The organism is Shewanella sp. 4_MG-2023 (assembly GCF_030548015.1).
Lineage (GTDB): Bacteria > Pseudomonadota > Gammaproteobacteria > Enterobacterales > Shewanellaceae > Shewanella.
In genome coordinates this window covers 90,957-114,908 of the sequence record NZ_JAUORL010000002.1, presented here as the reverse complement: position 1 = coordinate 114,908, position 23,952 = coordinate 90,957, and the positions used below count along the sequence as shown (strand labels likewise).

General features: G+C 42.6%; 20 protein-coding genes. 7 read left to right on the top strand and 13 right to left on the bottom strand.

What is annotated here, in order from left to right:
* Positions 1-238: 238 nt before the first annotated feature.
* From Q4546_RS01480 to pepA, 3 genes are all read right to left on the bottom strand, one after another.
* A complete protein-coding gene (locus tag Q4546_RS01480) occupies positions 239-3,154 on the bottom strand; it encodes a valine--tRNA ligase (protein WP_102475554.1) in 2,916 nt (971 codons plus the stop codon).
* 58 nt (positions 3,155-3,212) lie between these two features.
* Entirely contained in the window at positions 3,213-3,665 is a 453-nt protein-coding gene (locus Q4546_RS01475; protein WP_102438803.1) for a DNA polymerase III subunit chi, read from the bottom strand.
* A 313-nt stretch (positions 3,666-3,978) separates the two neighbouring features.
* A complete protein-coding gene (gene pepA / locus Q4546_RS01470; protein WP_102438801.1) occupies positions 3,979-5,487 on the bottom strand; it encodes a leucyl aminopeptidase in 1,509 nt (502 codons plus the stop codon).
* Positions 5,488-5,743: 256 nt separating this feature from the next.
* Between pepA and lptF the strand changes: the two genes are divergently transcribed.
* The gene (gene lptF, locus Q4546_RS01465) at positions 5,744-6,856 is read left to right on the top strand and encodes an LPS export ABC transporter permease LptF (protein WP_102438799.1); all 1,113 of its coding nucleotides are present in this window, start codon (positions 5,744-5,746) and stop codon (positions 6,854-6,856) included.
* Positions 6,853-7,911 (top strand): LPS export ABC transporter permease LptG, encoded by a 1,059-nt coding sequence (gene lptG, locus Q4546_RS01460; RefSeq protein ID WP_102438797.1) that lies wholly within the window; start codon positions 6,853-6,855, stop codon positions 7,909-7,911. The genes lptF and lptG overlap by 4 nt, the downstream gene beginning before the upstream one ends.
* A gap of 367 nt (positions 7,912-8,278) precedes the next feature.
* Here the strand turns inward: lptG and Q4546_RS01455 are convergent, their stop codons facing one another.
* Both Q4546_RS01455 and Q4546_RS01450 read right to left on the bottom strand, forming a co-directional pair.
* Positions 8,279-8,788 (bottom strand): RDD family protein, encoded by a 510-nt coding sequence (locus tag Q4546_RS01455; RefSeq protein WP_102438796.1) that lies wholly within the window; start codon positions 8,786-8,788, stop codon positions 8,279-8,281.
* Between the two features lie 87 nt (positions 8,789-8,875).
* On the bottom strand, positions 8,876-9,133 hold the full coding sequence (locus tag Q4546_RS01450; protein ID WP_102438794.1) for a DUF2960 domain-containing protein: 258 nt from the start codon (positions 9,131-9,133) through the stop codon (positions 8,876-8,878).
* Between the two features lie 213 nt (positions 9,134-9,346).
* Here Q4546_RS01450 and Q4546_RS01445 point away from each other — a divergent pair, with 213 nt between their 5' ends.
* Positions 9,347-9,910: a DsrE family protein gene (locus tag Q4546_RS01445; RefSeq protein ID WP_102438792.1), complete on the top strand. Its 564-nt coding sequence runs from the start codon at positions 9,347-9,349 to the stop codon at positions 9,908-9,910.
* Positions 9,911-10,043: 133 nt separating this feature from the next.
* Here Q4546_RS01445 and Q4546_RS01440 read toward each other — a convergent pair whose 3' ends face one another.
* The 4 genes from Q4546_RS01440 to Q4546_RS01425 all read right to left on the bottom strand — a co-directional run bounded on the left by Q4546_RS01440 (position 10,044) and on the right by Q4546_RS01425 (position 15,081).
* Complete coding sequence (locus Q4546_RS01440; RefSeq protein ID WP_102438790.1) at positions 10,044-10,712, bottom strand: DUF2913 family protein; 669 nt, start codon at positions 10,710-10,712, stop codon at positions 10,044-10,046.
* A gap of 74 nt (positions 10,713-10,786) precedes the next feature.
* A complete protein-coding gene (locus tag Q4546_RS01435; protein WP_102438788.1) occupies positions 10,787-11,422 on the bottom strand; it encodes a peroxiredoxin-like family protein in 636 nt (211 codons plus the stop codon).
* 235 nt (positions 11,423-11,657) lie between these two features.
* The gene (locus Q4546_RS01430; protein ID WP_076541129.1) at positions 11,658-12,959 is read right to left on the bottom strand and encodes a DEAD/DEAH box helicase; all 1,302 of its coding nucleotides are present in this window, start codon (positions 12,957-12,959) and stop codon (positions 11,658-11,660) included.
* 334 nt (positions 12,960-13,293) lie between these two features.
* Positions 13,294-15,081: an aminopeptidase P family protein gene (locus Q4546_RS01425; protein WP_102531565.1), complete on the bottom strand. Its 1,788-nt coding sequence runs from the start codon at positions 15,079-15,081 to the stop codon at positions 13,294-13,296.
* A 252-nt stretch (positions 15,082-15,333) separates the two neighbouring features.
* Between Q4546_RS01425 and Q4546_RS01420 the strand changes: the two genes are divergently transcribed.
* The gene (locus tag Q4546_RS01420; RefSeq protein WP_102438784.1) at positions 15,334-16,548 is read left to right on the top strand and encodes a Xaa-Pro peptidase family protein; all 1,215 of its coding nucleotides are present in this window, start codon (positions 15,334-15,336) and stop codon (positions 16,546-16,548) included.
* Positions 16,549-16,793: 245 nt separating this feature from the next.
* Here the strand turns inward: Q4546_RS01420 and Q4546_RS01415 are convergent, their stop codons facing one another.
* The 4 genes from Q4546_RS01415 to Q4546_RS01400 form a co-directional block, all read right to left on the bottom strand.
* On the bottom strand, positions 16,794-17,264 hold the full coding sequence (locus Q4546_RS01415; RefSeq protein WP_102475551.1) for an FKBP-type peptidyl-prolyl cis-trans isomerase: 471 nt from the start codon (positions 17,262-17,264) through the stop codon (positions 16,794-16,796).
* 155 nt (positions 17,265-17,419) lie between these two features.
* Positions 17,420-17,755 carry a DUF1294 domain-containing protein gene (locus tag Q4546_RS01410; RefSeq protein WP_157936110.1) on the bottom strand — a complete coding sequence of 112 codons (336 nt, stop codon included), beginning with the start codon at positions 17,753-17,755 and terminating at the stop codon, positions 17,420-17,422.
* Positions 17,756-17,832: 77 nt separating this feature from the next.
* On the bottom strand, positions 17,833-19,032 hold the full coding sequence (locus Q4546_RS01405) for a DUF418 domain-containing protein (protein ID WP_241904060.1): 1,200 nt from the start codon (positions 19,030-19,032) through the stop codon (positions 17,833-17,835).
* 85 nt (positions 19,033-19,117) lie between these two features.
* A complete protein-coding gene (locus tag Q4546_RS01400; RefSeq protein WP_102475549.1) occupies positions 19,118-19,594 on the bottom strand; it encodes a hotdog fold domain-containing protein in 477 nt (158 codons plus the stop codon).
* 342 nt (positions 19,595-19,936) lie between these two features.
* On the opposite strand from Q4546_RS01400, the gene Q4546_RS01395 reads away from it, so the two are divergent.
* The 3 genes from Q4546_RS01395 (at position 19,937) to Q4546_RS01385 (ending at position 23,634) form a co-directional block, all read left to right on the top strand.
* Positions 19,937-20,857 carry a DUF368 domain-containing protein gene (locus tag Q4546_RS01395; RefSeq protein WP_102519337.1) on the top strand — a complete coding sequence of 307 codons (921 nt, stop codon included), beginning with the start codon at positions 19,937-19,939 and terminating at the stop codon, positions 20,855-20,857.
* Between the two features lie 242 nt (positions 20,858-21,099).
* Positions 21,100-22,062, top strand: a complete 963-nt coding sequence (locus tag Q4546_RS01390; protein ID WP_303445586.1) for a DUF523 and DUF1722 domain-containing protein — start codon at positions 21,100-21,102, stop codon at positions 22,060-22,062.
* A 75-nt stretch (positions 22,063-22,137) separates the two neighbouring features.
* Entirely contained in the window at positions 22,138-23,634 is a 1,497-nt protein-coding gene (locus tag Q4546_RS01385) for a deoxyribodipyrimidine photo-lyase (protein WP_303445551.1), read from the top strand.
* Positions 23,635-23,952: the final 318 nt, after the last annotated feature.

Genomic DNA, 23,952 nt, shown 5'->3' with positions numbered 1-23,952 from the left:
TACAGTATCTAAGCCATTTTGACCATTTTTTTAGGTATTATTTGCCTGAATAAGCCGCCAGTGGCGTTGTAATTAACTTAATGGAGATAAGTTTTTACAATCTATTGTAACTGCTCAACAATCATACTTTTCATCGCTTGGGTTAATTTTAGCCATTAAAAAAGGCTATCAAATACCTTGATAGCCTTTTTAGTTTGGGTTTATTTAGCGAGATGGCAAATAAACCAAGCTTTGTTACTTAGCCTTCTAGCTTAGCAAGTTCTGCTTTTTGCTCTGCAAGCTTATCCATATCACGTTGATATTCAGCTTGCTTAGCACGTTCTTTTTCAATCACGGCGGCAGGGGCTTTAGCCACAAAGCCTTGGTTAGATAACTTGCCTTCAATGCGCTTGAACTCGCCAGCTGCTTTTTCAAGTAGCTTGTCGATACGGGCTACTTCTTTAGCCACATCAATCAACCCTGCCATTGGGATTAATAGCTCCATGTCACCGACAAGTTGGGTAGTCGACATTGGGGCAGTTTCACCATCAGCAAGAATTGTCATAGACTCAAGCTTAGCTAGTGTCTTGAAGAAAGTTTGATTAGCCTCTAAACGTGCCTTATCTTGCTCACTCACGCCGCGAAGTAGGGCGTTAAGTGGCTTAGATGGGGCAATGTTTAGTTCAGCGCGAATGTTACGCACAGCAGTAATGACTTGCTTAACCCACTCAAGATCTTCCATTGCCTGCGCGTCTACCTTAGTTGCGTCATACTCAGGGAATTGCGCAATCATTAAGGTATCACCTTCAACACCTGCTAGCGGCTTAACGCGCTGCCAGATAGTTTCAGTGAGGTAAGGCATCATTGGGTGCATTAGGCGCTGCATTTGCTCAAGTACATTAACCAGCGTATGACGTGTGCCACGCAGTTGTGCATCGGTGCCGTTTTGCATTACCGGCTTAGTGAGCTCTAGGTACCAGTCACAGAATTGGTTCCAGGTGAACTCATAAATAGTATTAGCCGCTAAGTCGAAACGGTAATTGGCCATGTGCTCATCGTAGGTTTTAACGGTTTCGTTAAACAGACCGATAATCCAGCGATCAGCTAGCGACAATTCCATTGCTCCTGGCTTGCCATCAACCAAGATTTGGCCGCAATCTAATGCTTCGCCGATAGCATCGTCTGCTGCATCTTCAGTTTGCACTTCAGTGTTCATCAACACGTAACGTGATGCGTTCCAGATCTTGTTACAGAAGCTGCGGTAACCATCAAGGCGTTTCATGTCCCAGTTAATGTCACGACCGGTTGATGCCATTGAAGCTAAAGTAAAGCGCAGTGCATCGGTGCCATGTGCTTCAATACCTTCACTGAATTCTTTACGAGTGCTTTTTTCAATTTTAGCGGCCATTTTGGGCTGCATCATATTGCCGGTACGTTTTTCAACAAGTGATTCAAGATCGATACCGTCAATCATGTCTAAAGGATCTAATACGTTACCTTTAGATTTGGACATCTTATTACCGGCTTCATCACGGATAAGTCCAGTGACATATACCGTTTTGAAAGGCACTTGCGGCTTGCCGTTTTCATCTTTGATGAAATGCATGGTCATCATGATCATGCGCGCCACCCAGAAGAAGATAATATCAAAACCAGTGACCAACACGTCAGTTGGGTGGAAAGCTTTCAATTCTTCAGTATTTTTTGGCCAGCCAAGTGTTGAGAATGTCCATAACGCTGAGCTGAACCAGGTATCTAATACATCGTTATCTTGACGTAAAACAACCGAGTCATCTAGCTTATGTTTAGTGCGAACTTCAGTTTCGTCACGACCCACATAGACTTTGCCACTTTCGTCATACCAAGCTGGGATACGATGTCCCCACCAAAGTTGACGTGAGATACACCAATCTTGAATGTCGCGCATCCAAGAGTTGTACATGTTCTCGTATTGCTGTGGCACAAACTTGATGTCGCCGTTATCAACCGCTTCCATGGCTGTTTTAGCCATAGGCGCAACTGACACATACCATTGGTCGGTAAGTAGTGGCTCAATAACCACGCCAGAGCGGTCGCCGTATGGCACTTTTAATCCGTGAGGATCAATTTTGCCTAATAAACCTAAGGTGTCGAACTCTTCAACAATGGCTTTACGTGCAGCAAAGCGCTCAAGACCGGCATAACGCTCAGGTAAGCTGTTATCTAATTCGGTGTTTGCGGTGCCATCAGTATTTACCACTTCTGCAGCGCTACGAATGTCAGCATTGATGGTTAAGATGTTGAACATAGGTAGGGCGTGACGCTTACCGACTTCATAATCGTTAAAGTCATGAGCTGGAGTGATTTTCACACAGCCGGTACCAAACTCCATGTCAACATAGTCATCTGCCACAACAGGAATACGACGGTTAACGATTGGCAGAAGAATGAACTTACCAATAAGTGATTGATAACGCTCGTCATCAGGGTGAACCGCAACGGCACTATCACCTAGCATGGTTTCAGGACGTGTGGTGGCAACTTCTAAGTAGTCTTTACCGTCGGCTGTCAATGCGCCATCAGCTAACGGGTAGCGGAAATGCCACATGCTACCTTGCTTTTCTTTGTTTTCTACTTCGAGATCTGAAATAGCAGTGTGCAGTTTTGGATCCCAGTTGACTAAGCGTTTACCACGATAAATCAACTCGTCATCATATAAGCGTACAAATACTTCTTGTACGGCTTCAGACATACCTTCGTCCATTGTGAAACGTTCACGATCCCAATCAACAGAAGCGCCTAAACGACGTAGCTGTTTGGTGATGGTGCCACCTGATTCATTTTTCCAATCCCAGATGCGCTCGATAAAGTTATCACGGCCTAGGTCGTGACGACCTAAACCTTCTTCTGCAAAGACTTTACGCTCAACCAGCATTTGGGTTGCAATGCCTGCGTGATCGGTACCCACTTGCCAAAGGGTGTTTTTGCCCTTCATGCGCTGGTAGCGAGTCAACGTATCCATGATGGTGTCTTGGAATGCATGACCCATGTGCAAACTACCCGTCACATTTGGTGGCGGGATCATGATGCAATAGTTACCTTTTGACTCATCGCCATGTGGTTTGAAGTAGCCTTGCTCTTCCCAATTTTGGTATAGAGATTGCTCAATTGACTGCGGATTATATGTTTTTTCCATGGGATTTTTGTTTTCTCAATCTAAATTAATAGTTGGTATTGTTAACGAATCAACTGACTTAAACGCCAGTGAACTCAGTGGTAGTAAGCTCAATGCCCAATTGCTTGTATTCACGGTAGCGAATACGGGCAATCTGTTTAAGCGCATCATCATTAGCAACAAAATCGATAATATGCGGAAAGTTAACCGCAAATGCTGGCACTTGGTCTGCAAGGTTTATCAGTAATTGGCGACTTTTATTGGCGCCTAATTTATCAAAACCAATCTCGACAGGTGAACCTGTTATCGGTCCTTCCCCTTTTAAATTGTGGGGAACAAATGCTGTTGGCTCAAATTGCCATAATAATTCATCAATGGCATAGGCTTGTTGCTTATTCTGACAGTGAATATAAACAAGCTGCTGCTGGCGATAATGCCGTTCTGCAATCTGACATGCTGCAAGGTATACGCTTTCAAGCGCACTGGCTTGGGTATTGATTGCTGGCATTAAGTAAAACAGAGTCTTTGACATTATTTTAATTTTTGATGAAGTAAAGGCGAATTTTACACTAAAAGCATCGATTGGGGCTAGGGTGCAGGAGAGTTAATTTTGCTTAATTGAATAGAAATCTGCTGAAATTTTAGCAATCCTTGTGTTCGCATTTATTTGTCAGGCTTATCGGTTTGCTTGCTACTCAAAGGGAGCTGTTTTTGCGGTTTTAAAATATGTAAACCTTCGAACAAGAGGGATAAAAAAGGCGAAGTAACTACTTCGCCTTTTATTAGGTTACTGCCTGTTATTTACAGTAAACTATTAGCAACAAACTATTTGCAACAAAAGTCAATTACTCGCCTTGCTCAACTCCTGCGCGGTTCAATAAGAACTGGCTTAATATTGGTACTGGACGACCTGTAGAGCCTTTATTAGCGCCACTGTTCCAAGCTGTACCGGCAACATCAAGATGTGCCCAGTTATATTTTTTAGCAAAGCGCGCTAAGAAACAAGCTGCAGTGATTGACCCTGCTGGACGACCACCTAGGTTAGTCATATCAGCAAACGGGCTTTCAAGCATTTCTTGATACTCATCCCAAATCGGCATGCGCCATGCGCGATCACCTGATTGCTCACCGGCATTGAGTATTTCATGGGCAAGTGGATTATGAGATGAGAATAAACCTGAAGCATGTTTGCCCAGAGCAATGACACAAGCACCAGTTAATGTGGCAGTATCAATCACTAATTCTGGGTCAAAACGCTCAACATAAGTCAGCACGTCACATAATACTAAGCGGCCTTCGGCATCAGTATTAAGCACTTCAACAGTTTGACCTGACATAGTGGTTAAGATGTCACCAGGGCGATAAGCATTACCCGCAACCATGTTTTCACAACCTGCAAGAATACCGATAACGTTAATTGGCAGCTTCATTTCACATAAGGCTTTCATGGCGCCAATAACACCGGCAGCGCCACCCATGTCGTATTTCATCTCATCCATGGCCTCGCCCGGCTTTAATGAAATACCACCAGAATCGAAGGTAAGGCCTTTACCAACAAGGACGATTGGCTTTTGAGTCTCATCAACTGCGCCCTTATATTCCATTACTGTCATGATAGATTCATTGGCACTAGCACGCCCTACAGCAAGGTATGAATGCATACCGAGTTTTGCCATTTGCTCTTCGCCCACAGTTGAAACCGTAAGGCTGTCATGAACTTCAGCAATTTGACGTGCTTGAGAGGCTAAGTATGCAGGGTTACAAATGTTTGGCGGCATGTTGGCAACATCACGGCATAAGTGCATACCTGATGATACTGCCATTCCATGGTCGATAGCGCGTTCACCAAGAGTTAACTCGCGACGAGTCGGGACATTGAATACCATTTTACGTAACGGACGACGGGTTTCGCCTTTACGGGTTTTCAGAGCATCAAAGCTATATAAACTGTTATAAGTAGTTTCAACTGCTTGGCGTACTTTCCAATAAGTATCGCGGCCTTTAACGTGTAATTCAGTTAAGAAGCAAACTGCTTCCATTGAACCCGTTTCATTTAAGGTATTGATAGTCTTTGTGATAATTTGTTTGTATTGGCGCTCATCAAGTTCACGCTCTTTGCCACAACCGACTAACAAAACACGCTCACTGAGCACATTGGGAACATGATGCAATAATAACATCTGTCCAGGTTTGCCTTCTAAATCACCGCGTCGAAGCAAGTTACTGATGTAACCTTCACTGATTTTATCCAACTGCTCTGCGATACCTGACAAACGACGTGGTTCGTATACACCGACAACGATACAAGCTGAACGTTGTTTCTCGGGGCTGCCGCTCTTTACGCTAAACTCCATGAGCACTCCTAGATTATTAAAGACAAATTTTTATATTTATTAGATAATGTTTTAATTCGGCCTGTTAGGCCATATTTACAAACCTTTAAGGAAATAAATCCTTGGTAATTTTCTGCTATATCAGCTAAATGAATTACACTTAAAGAAGCTCACGCGCTGGTCAGAAAACTATCAATAACTGCTAAAAGCAGACATTTAATAGTGAAGTTACTCTGATACCAGCAAAAAGACAAGTTTTAGACTGTGGATCCTACCTGTGATTGTATTTAGATACTTGATCGTTGAAGTTTTAAAAGCCCAATTTGCGATACTTTTGGTGCTGTTAACTATTTTTATTAGCCAGCAATTTGTGCGAGTACTGGGAGATGCCTCTGATGGTGATTTTCCTGCGTCTTTAGTGCTGACGTTATTGGGGCTAAATTTACCGCAATTAACCGTTTTGGTGTTGCCGCTGAGCTTTTTCTTAGGGATATTGCTCGCCCATGGGCGAATGTATGCCGAAAATGAAATGGTGGTGCTTCATGGCGTCGGGATCAGTGAGTGGTATGTCACCCGTGTGACCTTGCTTTTGGCGGTAGCAAATTTAGTGTTTACTGGTATTTTATCGGTTTATGTAGGTCCATGGGCGGAAGAAAGACAAAATCAAGTGCTAGAACAGGCACAGTCAGAAGCCGGTTTAGCAGCAATTACCCAAGGCCGCTTTCAAGCTAGCCCTAATGGCCGAGCTGTGTTGTTTGTTGAAAAAATCACTAAATCTAACGAATTACAAAAAGTGTTTGTGGCTCAGTTACCTGATCCTGAAGACGAAAAAGGCTTAACTAATATTGTGGTTTCAGAAAATGGCCGCGTAGTGGAAGATAAGTTTGGTAGCCAGCAATTACAACTTGATAATGGTACCCGTTATCAAGGTAGCCCGAATAATCTTGACTATCAAATGATTGAGTTTGGTGGTTATAAGATGGAAATTAAAGAGCAAGAAGTGGATGAACGTCGTCGTAAGCTTTCAGCTTTACCGGTTGATCAGTTACTTGCTACGCCAGGCCCTGAAGCAGCAGCAGAATTCCATTGGCGTTTAGCGCTGCCTTTAGCGATTCCACTCATGACCTTAATTGCAGTGCCACTGGCTCGGGTGAATGTAAGGCAAGGTAAGTTTGCCAAAATGTTCCCAGCGATTTTACTTTATTTAGGCTATTTCGGCTTAATGGTTGCCGGCCGTAAAGCGCTTGAGGATGAAGTCATCCCACAAGTATTAGGCATGTGGTGGATCCATGGCTCCGCATTTATTATCGGTATACTCTTACTGGGTAAAGAGCGTCCAAGTGGTGCTAAGTTACTGCAATTACTTAAACGTAAGAAGGTGGCAGTATGAAGATACTCGATCTCTATATTGCCCGAGTGATTATTGGCACATCGGCGTTATGTTTACTTATTTTAACTGGCTTGTCGGGCATCATTAAGTGGGTTGATCAGCTACGTGTAGTTGGCCGCGGTGCTTACACTATGTTTGATGCGATTATCTATGTTATTTACTTAATCCCCCGTGATATTGAGTTGTTTTTCCCCATTGCAGTATTACTTGGGGCGCTGATTGGTATGGGAATGTTGGCATCGAACTCTGAATTAGTAGTAATGCAGGCGTCCGGTATGTCTCGGTTGCAAATTACGATTTCAGCGATGAAAACTGCCATTCCATTGATGATCATTGTAATGGCCTTAGGCGAGTGGGGTGCACCTGTTGCAGAAAGAACGGCCAAAGAGCTACAAGCAACCAAAGTTTCTGGTGGTAGCCTGATCAAATCTCATCGAGGCGTGTGGGCAAGAGACGGTGACTTATTTGTCAATATTGGTGAAGTTGAAACCATAAACACCTTAAATAAAGTGACCTTTTATAAGTTTAATGATCAGTTAGAGTTAACCACCATGACTCAGGCTCAAAGCGCTAAATTTTCTAATGATGTATGGCGCTTATTTGATGTTAAAAATACCATAGTTACTGATAACAAGATTAGCTTCGAATACCAAGAAGAGCGAATTTGGAACTCTACCTTAACCCCTGATAAATTAAGTGTGGTGTCAGTAAAACCTGAAGCGTTAAGCATTCAAGGTCTAGTGGGTTATTTAGATTACCTTGAAGCTAATCAGCAAGATCCGAGTCGTTATGAGCTGGCTTTGTGGCGTAAAATTATGCAGCCAATTACTGTAGCAGTGATGATTTTAGTGGCACTGTCATTTGTATTTGGCCCCTTAAGAACCGTGACAATGGGCGCAAGAGTCTTGCTTGGCGTGGTCGCTGGCTTTAGCTTTTATATTTGTAGTGAGATATTTGGCCCTATGAGTATTGTTTATGGCTTACCCGCCTATATAGGTGCAGGTATGCCACCACTACTCTTTAGTATTGGCGCGTTATATTTCATCAGAAAATAGCCTTTGCCTGATAGGGCGCTTGCTTCTGGCAAGTCTGCAATAATAAATATCCCAATGACGTTAGTTGTTGGGATTTTTTTATATTTACTTGACCACATCAATTTACTTGACCACATCAACCAGGGTTTTATTGCTGTACTCTACCTCTACCTCTACCTCTACCTCTACCTCTACCTCTACCTCTAGTTCTGCTTTTAGTTTGAGCCTTAGCCTTAGCCCAAATCGCTGCGCCATGTTAGCGGCTTGATGTTCTACAGCGCCAATAAAAAACGCCGTAACCCATAGGATTACGGCGTGTTCTTTGATGGTATTAGTTTATGGCACTAGTTTATGGCATTAGTTTGTGCCGCTAGTTTGTGCCGCTAGTTTAAGCGCCGCGCCAATTGCGCATTTGGTTCGCTTCAACCGACAGTACTACGACTTCTGATTGGGTCATTTTATCTTGTAGGGCCTGTTTATCAGGATTGATAAGAATAAATAAGTTACCAATACCAGCCAGTGACCACACCACGCGGGCAAGCGCAGTAACAAAACTTAAGTTTTGTCCATTAGGGTGCTGCACTTTTAAGCGCCATGCTCTCATCCCTAATGTTTGACCGCCGCGGCTCCAAAATAAGGCATAAAAAGCGACGACACAAAGTACGACCCATAACTGATAAATACCTTTATACAGTGGGGTTTGATGCAGTGCATCTGCAATGTGCTCGTAACCATCCATTGAAATAACGCCGCTGCTGGTAAGGCCGACAAACAGGCCAAAACCAATGGCACCGGCAACCATATATACGGCTACAGCCAATAATGAGTCATATATTATGGCGCCACAGCGGCGGATAAAGCTGGCTCTAGGGAAATTAGCGTGGTCTGAATTTATCATGTAAATCCTTTTATTGTTGTTGTCACTAATAATTGGTGATGCCACTAATACAAATGCGCTTAACTCTTAGCGGTTAGTTTTTGACTGTTAGCTTTGCTCGTCATCATCACGAACAAATTTGATGCTACTAAAACCGAAACGGGCAAACTCGGTTTTACGGTAATCTTTTTCTGCTTTAGCCCCTTTTTTAGAGGTCATTGCAATTTGCTGTTCCATAGCCAAGAAGTTGGTTAAATCAATACCTTCAGCTTCAGCCGCAGCTTCGTATAGGTCATGATGTATATCGTAACTGAATGCGATTGTTTTGGTTTTACCTTTAAAGGTATAAATGACTTGGCGAGCCATGGAAACTCCTGAGTTTGGCGGCTTAACATTAGCTTGCTAAGCAACACATACGACTAAGATAAGCTGGCGGTTAAGCATTGATACTTGATTACGCAGCTTTGAGATTGATACCCCTGAGCAATTTATTTACAGGGGTAAAAATTTGAGGGCTATTATAGCTAAATGCAGCGTTTCAAGATAGCTTTGTCATAATGCAATCAATAAGGATAAAAGATGCACAAAATATCAAGTCTCAAATTGCTGATGGTTAGCTTACTATTGGTAACCTCTAGTGCTGCTATGGCAGGAAAAGAGGCCTTTAAAGCTGGAACTGTGATAAAAGGCTATGGCGAAATCGCGACAATTGACAGCCAACTGGCCTTGCCAAAAGGCATGCAATTTAATATCGCTTTTGATATGAGCAAAGCGGCTAAGGTTGGTGAGGTTAATCGCAGTTTAAATACCCTTGCTAGATTTATTAATATGCATGAGGCTGCAGGGGTTAAATCTAAAGATATTAATTTAGCTATGGTCGTACATGGCAGCGCCGTTGGGGACTTAGCTGATGATGGCTATTATCGCCAGCAACACGGCTTAGCTGCGCCCATCGAAAATGCCAATAAAGCCTTGGTACAGCAATTAACTGAATATGGGGTGAAGGTCTATATTTGTGGTCAAAGCGCAGCGTATTACAACCTTAGTAATCAAGCATTATTGCCTGGAGTTGAAATGGCGTTATCAGCAATGACGGCCCATGCTATTTTGGCGGAGCAAGGCTATAGCCTTAACCCATTCTAAAGCCGTTTCTAAAACCTTTTCTAAAATGTTTGGCTAAACATCATCTTAAAATTCTTTAAGAAACCCAACCAGAAACAAAAAAAAAGCGCCGACATTAAGTTAGCGCTTTTCGTTACAGCAGTTAATTAGCGAGTTAAGCCAGCGACTCTACTAATAAACATAACTCTGATAACTGGTTGTTTGGGTATACCAAATAGGTTTTATGATGTTTGATAAGACTGGTTTTTTTATTACCTTGGCTAACCAATAGCCCTTTATTGAGCGCTTGCTCGGCAAAATATTGCTCATCACCACGCACATAGATAGCTAAAGGCTTAATGAGTCTATCTACATCAAAATAGTGCGACAGCTGATGTTCACAAATCACCATACTCGATTGACCATTACCCGCCAGTTTGAGCTTTTTGGCTCCTGAGTCTGAAAACGCAGTATCAGTAATAACAAACCATTCGTTGCTATCTAAATGCTCGATAAGCGCATCGATTGCGCCTTTTTCAGATAAGGTGGTGGTGAGCACTTGTTGGTATTGAGTTGCGATACGTTGCAGTAGCTGCGGTAACATGGCGCCAGCGCCTTGGCTGCGAGCCATACGGATCCAGCTATTGAGATCATCTGCAACCATTTTAGGAAAGCGCTTATCCCGTAATGACTCCACCATCCATGCACACAGAAAATGACTTTCTTGGGCTGGGGTTCGCTTGGCTTTTTGCTTTAATGCAGACTCTTGCAAGGCTTTAATCCCTGCTTCAGCTAGGGCCAAAATCGCTTGGTTGTATGTTGGTGCTTGTGTTGTATTTTGCATAAATAACTCCGCCGCAGAAAAATGGGAAGTGCGGCGAGGCTATTGTAGCAAAGGCGAGTTATTGCTGCTGCAAATTATTGCCCTTGCAGTAATTTAGCCGCGGTTAAGATAAGCTCAGGTGCGGGGCGCACTTTATAATTTGGATTTATGTATTGAAAGTGTACCAAGCCGGTTTTATCTGCCAGATAAACTGCAGGCACTGGTAAGACTAAGCGCTGCTCACCTGCAGGTGTGGTCCAAAGAGTATTTTCAACACTGAGCTTGGCGCGGTACATACTAGTGACTTTTTCACTGGTATAAAAGGCAATACCAAATGCTTGGGATGCGGTCATATTTTCATCTGATAGCAATAGGTAATCCAGTTTATTGTCATTCATTGAGGCTTTAAGTTTAGCGGGTGAGTCAGGTGAAATCCCCACTAACTGAAAACCCATTTCAATTAATTTAGGCTCAATAGCTTTAAGTTGGCCCATTTGAACATTACAAAATGGGCACCAACCGCCACGATAGAAAAAGAAGATAGTGGGCTTAGCTGCGGTTAATGCTAGTAGGTTAACCTTATTGCCGGCAACATCTTTAAGGTCAAGGTTCGGGATTTGTTGTCCATTCATTAATGGCATGACGTGGTATTCATCGCTAGCAATAGGTTTAGCCATTGAAGGTAAGCTAAATAAGGCCATTGCGACGACTAATATAAGTTTTTTTAACATGCTGAAATCCATATTCAATTAAAGTGATGATCTTAGTGAGCGCCCTAATTGGCACTTCTTATCGCCGAGTTATACTGGTTATAATATTCGCTGTTACGGCGACAATGATTAGACCTGATCACCACAGTTTTTATTTCATCGAACTTACTTAAAGCGAATAATGAGTTACTTATTGGTTTTTAGGCATAAAAAAAGGCGCTAATAGCGCCTTAATATTGAAATAATAAAGGGATGATTACTTCAGTTTTTTGTACTTAACGGTACTGGTTGATTTACCTACCGTTACGCGGCGACCTTGCATGTTACGCTCACCGACAACTTGCTCACCCGCGCTATCAGCACGTTGTTGTTTCTTCGCAAAGCTACGACGCTTTTGAATTTGCTTTAACAGTAATTCACGGCTGCCAACTTCATAACCTGGCGCAGTAATTCGGCGAATTGGTTGACCGATTAATTTTTCAATATCATGTAAGGTGCGCTCTTCTTCGCGGCTCACAAATGAAATTGCGGTACCTGATTTACCTGCACGTCCGGTGCGGCCGATACGGTGCACATAATCTTCAGCAAGAAATGGTAAGTCATAGTTAACAACATAGCCTAAATCTTGAATATCCAATCCACGAGCGGCAACTTCGGTTGCAACTAGCACACGTACTTTACCTTCAACAAATTCACGTAATGCACGGCGTCGACTGCCCTGGGCTTTTTCGCCATGAACCACAGCTGACGGAATACCATCAAGGTTAAGTTCTTTCACTAGCTTATCTGCAGCATCACGGGTGGCAGTGAAGACTAACACCTGTTGCCAGTTTTTAGTGCCAATCAATTCAGATAGTAATTCACGCTTACGGCGCTGCTCAACGGGATAAACCACTTGGCTTACGGTATCTGCGGTGGTGTTTTGTTTGTCAGCAGTAATGACCACTGGCTTTTCAAGCATTTCGTTAGCAAGCTTCTTAACTGAGGTTGAGAAGGTGGCTGAGAATAATAAGTTTTGACGCTGCTTATTCACGGCTTGAAGAATTTTTTGAATGTCGGTGCTAAAGCCCATATCCAGCATACGGTCAGCTTCATCAAGGACTAAAAACTCAACATTTGAAAGGCTTAAGTTACATGCGTTTAAATGCTCAAGTAAACGCCCTGGGGTTGCTACAATAATGTCAGCACCACGTTTAAGCTTTTGCGCTTGGCTAGTCAGCTTTACGCCGCCATAAATGGTCAGTACTTCCATGTTGATGTTCTTGCTGTAATCAGCAATATTGTCAGCAACCTGAGCAGCTAGCTCGCGCGTCGGGGTTAAGATTAACGCGCGGGTATTTGAATGCTGTAACTCACGTGGGTTTTCAACCATTTTTTGCAGCATAGGTAATGCAAATGCGGCTGTTTTACCAGTACCGGTTTGGGCGCTGGCAAGTACATCTTGGCCACGACGAATTGCTGGAATAGCTTGTTGTTGAACGGGTGTCATAGTTTTATACCCGCAATCAGCGATCGCACTTAATATTTCTGGGGCGAAGCTAAAAGATTCAAATTTCATTGGTATCTTGTTCCTATCATTATCACGTCATTCAACAGTTCAGTGGCTAGTTAACTAAAAATATTAGTTTTCAACCTGCCTGAGTATAGTTCATCGTGCTAGTACCAAAACGACTTAGCATGTCATTTTAACATGGGTTTTAAAGTTCGCTAATGGATCAGCGGCGGCGGAGTATAACAAAGTTTTTTGATTAATTCTTAACTAAGTTTTGTGGTCAGTTTTTAGGGCATGATTATGGCGACGTTATGGCAATTAGAAACGGGCTCTGAAAACAAAAATGCCCAATTTAAATGGCTTAAAATTGGGCAAGTATGGGGATAATGACTGAGTTATATTAAAGCTCAGTCGTTACCTCAGTTAACCATGCAAGGTCATCACCTGTGAGCATAGTTGATAAGGTGGTAAACACTTTTTGATGGTAGCGATTTAACCAATCAATTTCAGCTTGAGTGAGTAAGGATTTATCAATTAAACGCTTATCAATAGGGATTAGTGTTAAGGCATCAAACTCCAGCATTTCACGCTCAGCATTAACTAGGCTTGGTGATGGGAGCACAGCCACTAGGTTTTCAATGCGAATACCAAATTCATTAGCGCGGTAATACCCCGGCTCATTGGATAACACCATACCTGGCAATAATGGCACGCCATTCACGTTTTTACCAATGCGCTGCGGGCCTTCATGAACACTTAAAAAATGTCCTACGCCATGGCCTGTGCCATGGTCATAATCAAAACCATGTTGCCACAAGTACTGACGAGCAAAGCCATCTAACTGCTGGCCTGATGTGCCTTTAGGGAATTTGGCTTGATCAAGGGCAATATGACCTTTTAATACTAAGGTGACCATTTTTTGTTGCTCAGCGCTGACGTCACCAATGGCAATAGTACGGGTGACATCTGTGGTGCCATCAAGGTATTGCGCCCCAGAATCTACCAAGTAAATGCTGTTCATGGTCATTTGACTTGGCGTGGCGTCATTATGATTGTAATGACACATAGCGGCGTTAGCACCGGTGGCTGAAATGGTATCAAAGCTTGGCTCACGATAAAGCGGGTCAATTAATCTGAATGATTCCAGTTTATCGGCAAGCTGGGCTTCATCATAAAGACGGTTGGCGGCAACTTCCATATCAAGCCAAGCAAGAAAACGGCTTACTGCTGCACCATCACGGATATGACATGCTCGCATACCACTAAGCTCGGCGGCATTCTTTTGTGCTTTTGGCAGCGCGACAGGATCTGAGCCCGCAACTAATATGGCGCCCGCTTGCTCTGCGGTTAGCTGGGTCCAAGCATTGCTGGTATTAGGGTCTGCCAGCAGTTTTACACCGTTAAGTTGCTTAAGCGCTTCAGCTAATAATGATTCATCTTTAAATTCAACGCCAGCGCCGACATGCTCAGCAAAGCCTTGGGGCAGTTTGTTGCTATCAGCAAATAAGGTCATATCACCGTTGGCATTGAGTAACGCGCAGCCTAAGGTGACGGGTAATCTTGGCACATCGTTGCCACGAATATTAAGTAACCAACAGAATGAGTCTAAAGCGGCAATTAATGCCATATCGGCGCCTTGCTTGGCAATGATGTCACCAATTTGTTGACGTTTATCAAGGCTATTACGGCCTGCGCCCTCATGGCTAAATAAGGTAATGGGCTCTGTTGGTAGCATTGGGCGTTGCTGCCAATGGATATCAATTGGGTTTTCAGCAACTGACACTAAGCTAATATCAGCTTTTGTTAATTGATGCTGTGCTTGTTGATACCAAGCTAAGGTATGTAATCGGCTATCTATGCCAACACGTTTACCTTGAGCTAACTTATCAATCAGCCATTGAATTTGCGGCGTATCCGTTAGGCTTTCATAACTAAACAACTGCGCATCAACTTGCAGTGCCACTTGCACTGTGTAACGACCGTCAACAAAAATAGCGGCCGTGTCTTTTAAAATAATAGCCATGCCCGCCGAGCCGGTAAAACCAGTAGCCCAATGCAGCCTTTCATTGCGCTCAGGGACATATTCACCGAGGTATTCATCTGCTCGGGGAATAATAAAAGCATCGAGATTTTGTTGCGACATGGTTTGGCGAATGGCGTCAAGGCGCTGAGTGATCGTATCTGGCATGGTTGCTCCATTGGAGGTGGCTGATTGATTCAGTCTTATTAAGGTAAAGCGATTATCGCAACGGCGGTTTATTTTCAAACAAAGCGCTGACGATAGTCATCATCTGCAGGGTAACCGCAGCGAGTGTAATGTTGAAATACAATTGATAATTTATATTGTATACATTTTGTGGTTGAAGTTTACACTATGCGGATTATCGGATCACTAATAGAATAAAATTTGCTTATCTAGCATTAATTATCGGAGCGTACTATGACAGTCGGAGTCGGAACCCAAACCCCACAACAAGCATTAGCGAGTTTGTCAGATATGACCCATGATGTGGCTGCTATTGGGGTAGGAGAGTTTGAACAGCGAATTAGCCAAGCACAGCAATTAATGCAGCAACAAGGCATTGAAGCCATCTACATTAATGCTGGCACTAACCTGTACTATTTTACCGGTACTCGCTGGTATGCTAGCGAGCGTATGGTTGGGGCGATTATTCCTGCCTGCGGTGAGCTTGAATATATTGCCCCTGCATTTGAGCTTGATACCTTACAAGGTTATATGGCCGTCAAGGGCAAGGTGAATACCTGGCAAGAAGATGAAAGCCCTTTTCAGTTATTTGCCGACATGCTAGCAAATAAAGGCATTAATGCTGGCAAGGTGGGCATTGATGAAGCCAGCGCTTTCTTTATTTTTGATGGTATTCGCAGCGCCAATGATCAACTCAATTATGTGAATGCCAAAAGCATCACTGCCGGTTGTAGAATGATTAAATCGCCAGCGGAGCTGGCCTTGTTGCAACGAGCTAAGGACATGACCTTAGCGGTTCATATTGCTGCCGCCAGTATCTTACGTGAAGGCATTAGCACCAAAGAAGTGGAAGATTTTATCCATCAAGCCCACATCAAGGTTGGCGCGCCAGCAGGTTCATATTTTTGCATTGTATTGTTTGGCGAAGATACCGCTTACCCCCATGGGGTTAAGTCGCCTAAAACACTGGATTTAAACGACACGGTATTGATTGATACCGGTTGTCAGCTAGGCGGCTATAACTCAGATATTACCCGCACTTATGTATTTGGTGAGCCAAGTGAGCGCCAACGTGAATTATGGAATTTAGAGCAACAAGCGCAACTGGCGGCGTTTGCTGCTGCGACTATTGGCGCAACGTGTGCAAGTGTTGATAAAGCGGCTCGAGAAGTAATCGTTAATGCAGGTTTTGGCCCAGGTTATGATGTGCCAGGCTTACCCCATCGCACCGGACACGGAATTGGCTTAGATATTCATGAATGGCCCTATTTAGTGCTAAACGATCACACCCAGCTAGCAGCAGGAATGTGCTTTAGTAACGAGCCGATGTTATGTGTACCAGGTGAGTTTGGCGTTAGACACGAAGATCATTTTTATATGACTGAATCTGGCGCTGTGTGGTTCACCCAGCCGGCTAAATCAATTGATGATCCATTTGGGCTAAGCTAGATATCGACATCACTATTTAGTGAGTTGCGATAAACAATATAGATGAACCAATAAAAAATCCCTTGTAGCTTGGCTATAAGGGATTTTTATTTTCTGGCGCTTAAACCTTAAACCTTAAACCTTAAACCTTAAACCTAGAGGCTTAAACTTAGTCGCTAAAACTTAGTTGTCTAAACTTAGCCGTCTAAACTTAGCTACTTAAATTGTGATCTTTAGTCAGAGTAGATTTTTAGCTGATTTCATTCTTAGTTTATTGCTAATAGCTCAACTTCAAAAATGAGTACTGAACCGCCTTGGATTTTACCTGCCGAGCGATTGCCATAAGCTAAGCTGCTAGGAACAAAAAAGCGGAACTTATCGCCCACTGACATTAATTGCACCCCTTCAGTCCAGCCAGGAATAACCCGATTTAGTGGGAAGTCGATACTTTCACCACGTTCAACCGAACTATCAAATACCGTACCGTCGATAAGTGTGCCGTGATAATGAACGGTCACTGTGTCAGTCGCTTTTGGATGCTCAGTTGCATCACCTTTATGCATTATTTCATATTGTAGCCCTGACAAGGTGGTAACGACATCTGGATTTTTTTCATTTTCTAATAAGAAAGCATTGCCTTTAATGATGTTCTCTTTCGAGGCTTTTTCATTGTTTGATTGCGTGTAAAAGTAAAAGATGATCCCTGCGATCACACAAACGGACAAAATGATTTTCATAACTTCTTCTTATGGTTGCTAGCAATAAATGAATGGTACTCACCCAAGTGCAGTGGGTAAAGTGCAGCGGCGTTTTTTTAACGGCTAAATCATGATTTTTAACCCAAAGAGCTTAGTTAGCGGTTTAGAAACATACCACATAAGTTTTAGCACAGTTAAAGCCCTTGATATTGCAGGTAAGCCAAGCCCGCCAAAGCCAATATATTGATAACTATGCTGCAGAGGTAAATCCACTTAAAAGGTGTTTTCTGGGTTTTGTGCCTAAATGTTTGTTGAGCCAAAAGCCCTGCAGGCCAGCCACTAAGTAACGCAAAAAGGTGTAAAGTGCGCTCTTGTGTTCGCCATGTTTGTTTTGCTGCTGCGCGTTTATCAAGCCATGTAATCAAAAAGCTTAACAGGTTTATCGCGGCAACATAAATTGCCAAAAATGGCCAAATGCTATAACTAAAGAGTGCCATTAAGCATAAGCTGATTAGTGCAAATATTTTCATCAGTGTCATGAATCCTTTTATTCCAAAGTATCAACTTTCATTTTAAATATCAGCTTAACAGTTAGTTTTTAACCCAGTCATTTTTTTGAAACCAGCTTACGCCAAAGTGACTCTAGCGGGCCTTGGCTAAAATAGCGCAAATAAAGCGGCGCTAACAGCAATTGCAGCCCACTTAAGCCAAGTGCAATTAAGATATAGTCAACTCTATCAAGGCTGGCGTTAAGCTCAGGCATAAGATAACGAAATAGGCTGACACCTATGATGGATTGTAAAATATAACAACTAAAAGCCAGCTTTCCCACAGCTTGAAAAGGCGCGAGCACGTGAGTGGAATCTTGACAGGCTTTTACTATAAGGTGTAAGTAAATCAATGCCATAGGAATTGCACTTAGCATCATCACTATTGCTGAAAACTCAACTAAAATAGCGCTTGAACTGAAGCTTAACAGGCTATCTAGGCTTGATAATATAATGGCCGCAATAGCGCACTTGATTAAGGTTGTCCGCTCTAATCCATGTTCAAATGCCCCTTGTTGATAAAGTGCCATTCCCCACATCATTAGCCCCCCTAAAAACCACATTAAGGTTAACGGTATAATCAGTAACATGTAACCGACTTGGTTAAGTTGTAATAACACTATGTCACTATAATTTGCAGACCATGCTTGCAGCTGCTGAAGGTGGAATTCAGAGCCGCGATAATAATACTCTGGCTCTACTAACAAGCTCAGCAAGGCCATAACGAGCAGCGAGCCAACAATAAATTGATTAGCCCGTTTTTTTAACTGGGTGATATCGCCGTTGAGGTAATTCAGGGCTAAAAATGCACTAAAGGCATAACTGAGTAATATATCGCCGCCCCAAATAAAAATGCCATGGAGTAAACCAAATACTGCAAGCCATATTATGCGCCGTTTTAATAATGGGTAGGCCACTAAACTAGCCGCCTCGTAGCGCTTATATTGAATATATAATCCAGCGCCAAATAGGATAGATAGCAGCGAAATAAAGCGCCCTTCAAGGAAGAAATTACTAAAGACTTCTAAAATGATGTCTGATTGAATTTGAGGGTAATGCTGCGCATAGCCATAAAAGCTATTGTTCATAAAAAAAATGTTCATGAACAAAATACCAATAATGGCGATGCCTCTGAGGGCATCCATATTGGCATTGCGATTACCGTGACTTTCATTAATGGTTAATGACGCTGGTGGTGGCTGTTGAAGTGTATCTGAGGTTAATGCATTAGGGCGATTAATATGAGTTGAAGGATCCATTTCGAGTTCATATCTTTGTTGATTAATTATTGTAATAAAAGACTAACAGCCTGCGGTTAAAATTGATACAGACTGTTAGCTGAGACTACTTAGCGGGTTTTTCTGAAATCCATAATTTGATACTGCCACGAACAACCACTTTGCCTTCAGTATCATAGGCATTAACCGGTACTAACATATCGCCCACTTGCCATTGCTCAGGGGTGACTTCGGCGACACATAAAATATCTGTGCCCGCTTTGGCGGTGTAATCAACCGACATGCCTTTTGGGATCCAGCGTAAATGCTTTGGAATAGACGCTTCTGCCATCACGCCCATGGCCATCTCTAAACCATTACAAATAGCAATAACGTGCACGGTTTTTATGTGGTTGTGTACCGCGCGACGTTTTTTAACTAAAACAGCACAGTGGTTAACTCTTAATGCGGTCACGAGAGGGCGCACGGTAGCAAAGTAGGGCGCTGTTCTTGATACCATCATTGAGAATATTTTATTACCGAAAGGGTATTTAGTGACTTTGTGATACAAGGCTAATACGTGATTGGGTTTATCGTGACTCATAGCAGTCCTTTAATGATTCTAAACGTAGGATTAATGTTGTTTTCAGCCATCTGGTTTTATTTTTATCTGGTCAGATGAGTTTTTGGGGTTTGAGTTTAACATCCTTGTAACGGCTTGCACATAAGCGAATCATATTGATAAAAGATATATTCCTTCACTGAGCTTAGTGCAGGTATAATTTGTTTTATATGCTGTTACTGCTAACCAAGTCACATGACTTTCAGTTTATAAACGTCCAACATAAGATGTTTATCGGCTGGCTTTAAGATAAGGTTTTATCAGGTATTTAAGCTTGTATTTCTCACCTCTAAGGTGTGTTCATTTTATTAATAAGGATTGGTTTTGCATCATTTATTAAATTACTTCAAAGGCATGGCGATGGGCGCAGCCGATGTTGTACCTGGCGTTTCTGGCGGCACAATTGCTTTTATTACGGGCATTTTAGACCCGTTATTAGATGCGATTCGTAAAATTAATCCTTCACTTTTTGGCATTATTAAGCAGCAAGGTTTTAAAGCGGCTTTCATGCACATTAATGGCCCTTTTTTGGTTTGTGTGTTTGGCGGGATCCTAACCAGTATCTTCACGCTGGCAAAACTCATTTCTTGGTTGTTAACTAATCATCCTATACCGGTATGGTCGTTCTTTTTCGGGCTGATTTTATTTTCTGTTGTTCATATGCTTAAGCAAGTGAAAGGGATTAACTTGCTCCAAGTGGCATTATTTATCTTAGGTGTCGCCTTTGCTTGGGCTATCACAGTGCTTAATCCCATTGAGCTTGAAGTGAGTTATTTTACCTTCTTTATATCTGGCTGCATTGCCATTTGCGCGATGATTTTACCAGGTATTTCAGGTAGTTTTATTCTGTTGCTATTAGGTATGTATCCAGCCGTATTAGCTGCAGCCAAAGGCTTTGATATTTTAATGCTGGCTTGTTTTGCCTGTGGTTGTGTTGTGGGCTTACTGAGCTTTAGTCATGTGCTTTCAGCCATGCTACGTAAGTTTCATGATCAAACACTGATGTTTTTAACTGGGTTAATGTTAGGCACCTTAGGTAAAATCTGGCCATGGAAAGAAGTCCTCACTTGGCGTGAAAATTCCAGTGGTGAGCTGGTGGCACTCACTGAACAAAACTTATCGCCAATGCAATTTGAGCAAATGACGGGCGAGCCTGCTCAATTAGTGGCTGCGGTAATTTGTTTAATAGTGGGTATTAGCCTAGTTTGGGGCCTAGAGAAATTCGGTCAACAGCATTCGTCTTAAAGCGCGGTTTTTAATTTAACCGAAAATATGATGAGAAGGGCTAAGCAGCAATTGTTTAGCCTTTTTTATGGGATTGAACAATGGGTTGATGTTTGCTTTGACATTCTTGACCCTGATTTGAACCTACTGAAAATTAACTGCAAAAGAGTGATTGCTTATATCCAATTCAGGGCTACTATCAATAAAAAGATGATCTAACTAATTACATGGCACGTAAACAAATGTAAGCCACAAGGAGTTGTATAGTGAATAAAGAAATCTTTAAACCTGAGAGAATTCAGATAGGTATCAGTAGTTGCCTGTTAGGGCAAAAAGTAAGATTTGATGGCGGCCATAAAAACTCAAATTATTGCAATAAAGATCTCGCGCCATTTTTTGATTACATCAGCGTATGCCCTGAAATGGCCATAGGTATGGGCGCGCCACGCAAAAGTATTCGCCAAGAAATTGATGGTGATAAAATTTTTGTTAAAAGTGCAGATGGTAGTATCGATGTTACCGACAAACTTGCTGAGTTTAGTGAAAAGCGGGTTAAGGAACTCAACTTTATTGGTGGCTATATTCTCTGCGCTAAATCGCCAACCTGCGGTATGGAGCGGGTGATTGAGTATAAATACGGTACCAATAATGGCACTAAATCTGGTGTGGGAGTTTATGCCAGAAAATTAATGGAGACCTATCCCCATTTACCCGTGGAAGAAGAAGGGCGGCTACATGATCCTTTGATAAAAGAGAACTTTATTACCCGCGTCTATGCTTACCATGAATGGCATTGCTTGCAAGCTGAAGGCTGGACTAAGCACAAACTCATGCAGTTTCATGCCCGTTATAAATACCTATTAATGGCTCACAGCCCACAATGGTATCGTGATTTAGGGCCAATCTTAGCGAAGATTGATGATCTTGAGGCCACAGCACAAACCTATTTTGAAGGCTTTATGACGGCGTTAAAGATCAAAGCGACGCGAAAAAACCATACCAGTACCTTGCAGCACATTCAGGGCTATTTCAAAAAACATCTGTCTAAAGATCAAAAAGAAGAGCTTACCGAATCGATAATGAAATACCGCGAAGGACTATTACCCTTATTGGTGCCAATAACCTTAATTAACCATTATTTACGCGAACACCCAACCCCTTATATTGAAGGGCAGGTGTATTTAAATCCGCATCCTGAAGAACTCAGGTTACGCTACGCTTACTAAGTTGTAATAAACGTGGTCGTATTAACCCTGCGGTTGGCGTAAACCAGATAAGACTTTAGCTAAGAGGTTGTATTAATGAATAGCTTAATTTGGTTTAGGCAAGACTTGCGTCTTGCTGATAACCATAGTGTTGTTGAAGCTTTTGAGCTGGCTCGTCAAACAAATGGTCAAGTTAAAGCGATTTTTATTGCCAGTACTGAGCAGTGGAAAAGTCATGATGTCGCGCCGATTCAAGTGGATTTTATTGAGCGCCATGTCAACCTTTTAGCCCAAAGTCTAGCTGCATTAGGGGTTGAGTTGGAGGTGATAACCTTACCTTGGTTCGACGATGTTATGGACTGGATGCCGCAATACCTAATCGATAATCAAATAGATCAGGTATTTGCCACCCAGGAACCCGAGTTTAATGAACGTAAACGCGATCAACAGCTTATTGATATTGGTGTACCTATCCAGTTTATCGCTCAAGATTGCATTATCGCGGCAGGAGAAGTTAATAATCTGGCTGGCAGCATGTATAAAGTGTTTACGCCATTTTCGAAAAAGTGGCGTGAGATAGTGTCATCTAGACGAATTGCACCAGTGGCTGTGCCAGAAGCTATTGGCGCAGCAGTTGATAAACCTAAACCGATAGCATTTGATTATCCGAAAGTCTCTAGTCAGCATTGGCTTGCTGGTGAGGGGGCTGCAAAGCGCATTTTAGACCGTTTCTGCGCTAATAATTTACAGGATTATCTAGCAGAAAGAGACTTTCCTGCGCTAGACAGTACCAGCCGATTATCACCTTATTTAGCCATTGGGGTGATTAGTGCTAACCAATGTCTCGCCTCAGTATTGAACCGTTTTCCAGATGCATTAGTGGATGATACTAGTCCTGCTAAAACCTGGGTCAATGAGTTGGCTTGGCGTGAGTTTTATCGGCACCTGTTAGTGGCATTTCCTGATTTGTCTAAAGGCAAAAACTTTAATGAAAATGGCAGCAAAGTAAATTGGCGTAATCATCCCCAAGAGTTCAAAGCTTGGTGTGACGGCGTAACCGGCTTTCCCATTGTTGATGCCGCAATGAGGCAGTTAAATCAAACCGGTTGGATGCATAATCGTTTGCGCATGGTGGTGGCGAGCTTTTTAACTAAGCATTTGTTGGTGGATTGGCGTTGGGGCGAACGCTATTTTCGACAGCACCTTATCGATGGTGACTTGGCTGCCAACAATGGCGGTTGGCAATGGTCTGCTGGTACGGGCTGTGACGCCCAGCCTTATTTTCGGGTTTTTAATCCGATGAATCAAAGTAGTAAATTTGACCCCGATGCCAGTTTTATCAAGCATTATATTCCAGAGTTGGCCTCGGTGAGTTTAAAGCAAATTCATCAGCCTATATTCAGTGGTGATACTTTGAGTTGTGATGGTATAAACAGCAATGAAATAAGTGAGCAAGATATCAATGCTAACGGCGAGTTATTTGCTTTTGAACGTGAGTTTTCGTCTGCTAAATTGCACTACCCCAGTCCGATAGTTGAACATGCCATGGCGAGAAAGCGTGCCATTGAAGTCCTAAGCGCGCTAAAGCGCTAGGGCTTTCTGGCCTTTTATGAGCAGTATATTTTAATCATATCTCCATTCTTATTTAGTCCTTGCTTCCCCTTTGTTTGCCGATTAAAGCTGGCGAAACGAGTGAGTTAACTTAACCATCTCCCCAATAGTCATTGCTAATGCAGTGACTTGGTTTTGAGCTTATTTGCTCCAAGCACGCTATGATTGTTTGCCTGAGTTCACAGTTTCAATTAGGTTTGTAACAGAATGGCTAATCGCTATTGCTGCTTGGCTCAGAACAGCATAATATAATATGTATATAAAATGCATGTTATGTGTTCACCAAAAAAGGCTTGATAA